The following is a 3352-nucleotide window of genomic DNA, read 5'->3' on the forward strand; positions in this document are numbered from 1 at the left end:
GATTGCCAACGGCGCGCTTTGGGGCGCTGGCGGCAATCTCCTTGCCGAGGGGCTCGGTGCAATTGGCAGCCAGGTGGTGGCAAGGCTCACCGGTCGGCCCGCCGATGTTGATCCTGCCGCAAGCCCGGAACCTACAAATTCTCTGGTTTCGGAGGCTGTTCCAGAGCCGCTCACAATGGAGGGCGAGGGCGTCGCCGGCGGCGGCAGCCACATCGCCGTTGGTGATGACTTGCGCATGCGCTACATGCGAAAATGGAATGATGCGCAACGAGAAGCAGCAAGCCTCAAAGCCCAGCGGCTGACTGATCGTGAGACCTCTGTAAACCATCACTCGGTTCGGGATTCGAAACCGGCTCGCCGCAGGTATATTGAGGCTGGCAACGAGGTCGCGCCTAACGAGGACGTCGATCATATAGTTGATTTGCAATTAAATGGGCAAGAAACACTATCTAACTTTAGCGGCCTAGATCTGAGCGTGAATCGGAGTTTTGGCGCCCAGATAAAGAACCAAATCAAGAATCTCCCTCACGGGACGAGAATCAACAAAGTGACGATTGGAGATCGCTAGTGTTTGAGAGGTTCATTCGAAACTTTCCAATGGACGGCAGGTTACCGACCGACAGTGGCAATTTCCCGTTGGATTCGAAAATCCACGGATTGAGCGAGTTGCTCTCCAGTTTCGGCGGTGCTTCGTTCAAGCATGGTCTGTACCGCATCATTCGTGCGTCAGAGGTGGCGGATTGGAATGAACGTGTCTGCCTGGGTTTCCCTAAATTCACTGGGCGGATCACCTGCTTTGGTTACGATTGGCAGGGGACCGCATTCGCGACCGATACGTGGCGGCTAGAGCAGGGGGAACCAGGTGTCGTGATGTTCGAACCGGGCACGGGACAGGCCCTTCAGATACCTGCCAATATCCGGACCTTCCACGAAGTCGAAGTTATGGAGGACGAAGAGGCAGCGCTGGCCGCCAACATGTACGCAGATTGGCGGGGCGCGGGCGGCGCCGAGCCTGCGTATAACCAATGCATAGGCTATAAAGAACCACTATTTCTGAACGGCAAGGACGAAATCGAAAATCTGGAACTATCGGACTTGGAGATCTATTGGCACTTCATGGGCCAACTGATAGTTCAAGTTAAAGACCTGCCACCGGGAACACCCGTTCGTATCAACCTTAGATAACGACAAGGTCCGGGTGGCAGATGATCACCGAGTTGTTTGAGATGTTGCCCCGAAAATTCTGTGGGCTCTAAGGTGCAATCTTGTTCGGGCGTCCATTGCATTGACCGTAGCTGAACCTTTGCAACGTTGGGAAATCCTAGGAAATAACATGAACACTGCCATCCCAGACCTAAGCAGCGTCACCCGCCTGCCGTCGACCGACAAAAGCACAGGCGATGAAGAGCTTGATGCTGCACGTCGGGAAGCCCGGAAATATCTTGAATTCTATGATTGGGTTTCAGCCATCAAAGGTGAATACTTCGGATACGGCGCCGATGGCATAATCTACATTTTTTTGTTCGAGATCGTGCCCGGCAGACCCGATGTGGCTCAGTGGATATGGGTGATCGTTGGCGATGTGCCTCCAACATATATACCTTGTGACGACGCCAAGAATCCCTATGAGGCGCTGGACGGATATATCGGCGCCATGGAAGAATGGGTTGAGGCCGCGCGGCAGGGGAAGTCGGTGGCGAAGTTGATCCCTGTCAATGTGCCGGCGAATCCCGCTACGCTGAAATGTTGGGCAGCCGTCTCAAATTCCTCGACGAAAAGGTTCTGCCGGAACTTCGAGAGTGATGTACTGGGCTCGCCGACAAGCGCGGCCAATCGTGCGCGCACCGGCCGGTGGTCTGATTATGGTCATGATGGTAGCCTATGGCGTGCCGCAGGTTCGGATGTTGCGCGAGCTGGTAGTTCCCTGTCGGGACCATGTCAGGCGAGCCAGACTTTTCAGATGAAGGACTGACCTATCTTGTTACGCGTAGACTCTTTTCCGATCATGGCAAGGATCGTTTTTCTGGTCACGTTGACCGGCGTTCTCCTGCTTGCTCTTCTGCCGGTGCGGTTCCTGCCGGATCTCGGCATGGCGGTCACGTTTCATGACGACAAGCTCAACCACGCCATCGCCTTCGTCGTGCTGGCGGCCTTGGGAAGCCTCGGCTGGCCGGAACACAAGACAAGGCTGATTGTTCTCCTCGCTTTGACCGGCGCGGCGATCGAGGTTCTTCAGGGCGCGCAACTGATAGGGCGCGATATGGATGTGCTCGACTGGGTTGCCGACTGCGCCGGCATGGCGTGCGGGCTGACAATCGCAGGCTGGACAAAGAGGCGCGTTGGCGGATTGACATAGGCCGCAGCGGACACCCCGGCTAGGCCAGCTGCGTTTCTTCCGCGCCCCAAGGGCCGGAACCTTCCCCCGATACGCCATGGACCGCACGTCCCGTGGGCGAAATCTCAGAACACTTTCCAGCCTCGCTTTCGCGGGGCTTTTTTCATGGAGCAAGCCTGATGGCCCGACCTGCAACTGCCGCCGTTCGACTTCTGACCGGCGAACGCGAACCCGTGCGTCTAGCGACCACGGTCAATGTCATCCTCCAGGGTTTGCAGACCATCGACGGCGTGCCGGCGGCGGTCGGCGACCGGGTGCTGGTCAAGGATCAGGCCGACCCGACGCAGAACGGCATCTACACGGTGAGCGAAGGCGAATGGTTCCGTGCCGCCGACGCCCGTACCGCCCGCACCCTGCAGAAGGGAACGACGGTTCACACGCAGGTCGGGTCAGCCAATTCCGACCGGGTGTTTCAGTTTACGGCCGACGCGCCGGTCGTGGGCACCGACGCCATCGCCATTATCCCGTTTGTGCCGCCCGACGTTTCGGACGTTGTCGATGAGGTCGAAGCGCTGCGCGATGAAACGCAGGTGCTGAAGGATGCCACTGAGGCCAGTGCCGGCCAGGCAGCCGCCAGCGCGTCCACCTCCGCCGCCGATGCCGGACAAACCGCCGCCAATGCCGGACAAACCGCCGCCGATGTCGTCACTACCGCGGCCAATCTGGCCAGCGCCCAGGCGGCGCGCGACGCATCTTTGTATGGCAAGGGTGTCTTTCCGACGATCGCGGCGGCGATCGGCCTTGGCGTCGTCGGCAGCGGTGCGATCGCGGCGGGCTCCGGCGGCACTGATGGTGCCTTCGACCTGGCGTTTACCGGCGGTGCCGGTTCGGGTGCCGTCGGGCGGTTCGTGGTCGCCGGCGGCGCCCTGACGCAGATCCTGGTCACAGCGCCGGGCTTCTACACAGTGGCGCCGAGCTTCAATTTCGCGGCATCGGCGGGGGTGGCGGGGGCCAGTG

The 3352-nt window shown here is 59.2% G+C and carries 4 protein-coding genes and 1 pseudogene; all 5 read left to right on the forward strand.

What is annotated here, in order from left to right; translation table 11 throughout:
* The coding region (locus tag EOC93_RS34355) for a hypothetical protein (protein WP_206532299.1) at positions 1-568 on the forward strand (568 nt) is incomplete at its 5' end.
* A complete protein-coding gene (locus EOC93_RS33020) occupies positions 568-1185 on the forward strand; it encodes a T6SS immunity protein Tdi1 domain-containing protein (RefSeq protein ID WP_245461605.1) in 618 nt (205 codons plus the stop codon). The genes EOC93_RS34355 and EOC93_RS33020, both read left to right, overlap by 1 nt.
* A 148-nt stretch (positions 1186-1333) precedes the next feature.
* A complete protein-coding gene (locus EOC93_RS33025) occupies positions 1334-1972 on the forward strand; it encodes a hypothetical protein (protein WP_206532300.1) in 639 nt (212 codons plus the stop codon).
* Positions 1973-2005: 33 nt separating this feature from the next.
* Positions 2006-2356 (forward strand): VanZ family protein, encoded by a 351-nt coding sequence (locus EOC93_RS33030; protein ID WP_095482679.1) that lies wholly within the window; start codon positions 2006-2008, stop codon positions 2354-2356.
* 158 nt (positions 2357-2514) lie between these two features.
* A pseudogene (locus EOC93_RS33035) lies at positions 2515-3352 on the forward strand (hypothetical protein); the annotation flags it as partial.

Origin of the sequence: Mesorhizobium sp. M6A.T.Ce.TU.002.03.1.1 (assembly GCF_003997275.1) — a bacterium.
GTDB classification, from domain to species: domain Bacteria; phylum Pseudomonadota; class Alphaproteobacteria; order Rhizobiales; family Rhizobiaceae; genus Mesorhizobium; species Mesorhizobium mediterraneum.